This is a genomic window from Vibrio sp. M260118 (assembly GCF_036533755.1).
Classification (GTDB): domain Bacteria; phylum Pseudomonadota; class Gammaproteobacteria; order Enterobacterales; family Vibrionaceae; genus Vibrio.
The window spans coordinates 1-2931 of sequence record NZ_JATABG010000410.1 but is presented as its reverse complement, the minus strand read 5'-3'; the positions used below and the strand labels follow the sequence as shown (position 1 = coordinate 2931).

The 2931-nt window shown below is 43.7% G+C and carries 1 protein-coding gene, 1 other RNA gene and 1 pseudogene; all 3 read left to right on the top strand.

The window, feature by feature from the left end; genetic code table 11:
- Positions 1–141: 141 nt before the first annotated feature.
- Positions 142–2151, top strand: coding sequence for a GGDEF domain-containing protein (locus QTO00_RS17605; RefSeq protein ID WP_331425932.1), 2010 nt, complete (start codon positions 142–144; stop codon positions 2149–2151).
- Positions 2152–2278: 127 nt separating this feature from the next.
- Positions 2279–2375, top strand: an RNA gene (gene ffs / locus QTO00_RS17600) — signal recognition particle sRNA small type.
- A gap of 141 nt (positions 2376–2516) precedes the next feature.
- Positions 2517–2777: pseudogene (locus QTO00_RS17595) on the top strand (transposase); the annotation flags it as partial.
- Positions 2778–2931 lie beyond the last annotated feature (154 nt).

Below are 2931 nucleotides of genomic sequence, written 5' to 3'. Positions count from 1 at the left end.
CTATGCTAACAGTGCGATATGTGTACTTGGCATATGTGACTGTTTGTGTCAGGATTGTCGCAAATTTGTACATTTTCGCTAAGGGATGGCGAATTTGTTAACAAATGATTTAAATATTGGCGCAAAAAGGGATGTGTGGGCATGGGACTATTTTGGCGAACGGCTCTAATTATTCTTAGTGTTGTTTTTTCGTCCAACGCATTAAGCCGTGCAATCTACAAGGTGGGCATAGAGGCTGATGACTTTGTCACTCGTACTCTATTTGATGCGCTTTCTGAACAGTTTGATGTCCAAATTGACTATGTTTACTACCCTAGTTTTAGCGAAATCCTTGAAGCCGTTGAGCTAGGTCAGGCTGACTTCGCCGCTAATGTGACCTATACACCGGAAAGAGCGCTTATTTACGATTTTTCTCGGCCAACAAACATCGAATATACCTATCTATATAGTTCAAGCAACGCCACACTCGATACAGCAAAAGTTATCGGCATTCCCGAAGGTACAATTTATGGTGATTTAATTGCCGCAAACTTTCCCCACATCAAGCAAGTCATTTACACAGGTCACAGCCAAGCGAGAGAACTATTGGAAAGCGGTCAAGTGGATGGCGTTGTTGATGCGATAAACCAACTTAAGCCGATGCTGTTAGCGGGTTACGACGCTCAATTACTCAATAATCAGATTTCAATTAAGCCTGTTTCTATTATAGCGCCAAAGAATGCGCATCGAGACTTGCTGCTCGTTTTTGAACAGCACATTCACAGCGCATCGGTACAAAAGCGTATCAGAGAGTCGGTTAAGCAGTATCAATTTGAGTTACGTCAGCAAGCGTTGCGTCAGTCGGTCATTGATAGCAACCTTAATCTCAACAAAATTTATCGAGTTAAGTTCGAACATGTCGCCCAATACGCTATGCCTGACAGCGAAGGAAGTGTTAGGGGGATCAGTGCGGATGTAGTCGCTCAGGCGTGTGACATTTTGATGCTCAAGTGCCAAATAGTGAATGACGTTAATGAGTCTTGGGAAAGTATGTATCAAGACCTGATCGCTCAGAAAATTGATATTTTGGCGCCAATCATTCCCTCTCAGCAGAGAAGAGAAATTGCCGAGTTCAGCGAGCCTTATTACTTCCCTGAAGTGGTGATGGTTAAACGAGAGGGGTACAAAAACAATGTTTACAGCAATGTCTCTGAGCTGATTGTTGAAGATATCGGTGTACTAAAAGATGACTTTTTTGCTGGTTTGCTGTCTCAACTTCTACCAAACAAAGAACTCACAACGTTTGTCACGTCGAAGGAAATGCACACCGCGTTACTTGATGGCAAGATCGACTATATCGCAATAAGCCGAGCTGCTTTTAATAAGCGATTACGTGACGCCGAGAACTTACTTCCGCTAGAAGAAGACCAAATGATTGGTACTTTTTATCGTTCAAGTGTTGCGATTGGTTTTGCCAAGAACGAGGTAGGCGCCCAGTTAGCCCCACTGTTTGATCGGGCGATTAAAATGATTGATACCGAAGCAATTATTGAACGTTATGACTATCAACCCAATTGGCGTGCGACGTTGCAGGCGGAGCAGGCATTTACGCGCAAAAGCAGCATTCTGTTCGTGATGGTTCTCGGCTTTATGCTGATTGTCTCTATGTACCTTCATAGCCAGTCGAATACCGATTCACTAACACGGTTAAAGAACCGCCGCGCAATGCATCAACGATTTAGAAGTGGCGTGCATGCGGATCTTACGGTTATCTATTTGGATATTAATCGCTTTAAACATATCAACGACACCTATGGCCACGAGATTGGAGACCAAGTATTGAAGTGTGTCGCTAACCATGTTGAAGAGTTATGGGGCGGACACAGTTATCGAATTGGTGGCGATGAATATATATTGATAGGTCATCTCAACAAGCAACGTACACAGGGTGTTATTGATAAGCTCAAGTCAGTGCCGTTTATCTCTGCCGATCATCAGCTAGAGTTTACGATCTCAATTGCGATGGGCGTCTCGTTCCCTAGGCGAACGATTATGACACTACAAGAGGTACTTAATGATGCCGATGAGGCGATGTACCAGAACAAGCATTATCACAAATCGAGTGCTAATGAAGATGATGTTGGAGATAAAGTAGTCTACGGTCTTGATTAATGGTTACTCACTAAGCAGTTGAATCGAAAAGACGAGTTTTCTCGCCAGTTAGACTTGAAATACCCATCGGGATACTTGATAATCCCATCACTCCCTAGCGATGCTCGGGAAACAGAATCTATGGAGGCCCTGGTCCTCCCGCAACAATAGCTCGTGAACTCGGTCAGGTCCGGAAGGAAGCAGCCGCAGCGAGTGACTTGTGTGCCGGGATGTGGCTGGGGCTTCCACCCATTTGAAGCCTGCAATATATGTTCGCATAAATTGCAGGCTTTGTTCGTTTTTGTACGACGAGACAAACTGTACTGGTCTAATGGAACCGGACACTGAATTGAGAGACAATACTTGTCATATCAATGAGGTGAATAATGACTCAGAAAAGAGCTTACAAGCGCTATCCTAAGGAATTTAAAGAAGAGGCCGTCGCTTTATTAGTGCGAGAGCAAGGTTATACCGTAGCCCAAGCTGCTGAGGCTGTCGGTGTAACATCAACCGTTCTATACAAGTGGAAAGAAAAAGTCAAAGCCCAGTTAGAAGGCATTGAGCTCTCTGATGATGAGCGTGACGAACTCAAGAGACTCCGCAAAGAAGTCAAAGAGTTACGCATGGAGAAAGAGATTTTAAAAAAGGCGTCTGTAGATTCAATTGGTCATTGCAACAGTTTTACTAAAATACTGATTTGCACAGGCACTAATGATGAAGCGAGCAAAACGTACATTTACTCAGGACGAAAAAGATCTAGTATTCAGATTATGGAAACAGGGAACAGGCTTTAGTGATATT

What these genes read in the sequence shown, in the direction of transcription:
- QTO00_RS17605 (WP_331425932.1), top strand. Translation starts at nt 142, where the DNA reads ATGGGACTATTTTGGCGAACGGCTCTAATTATTCTTAGTGTTGTTTTT.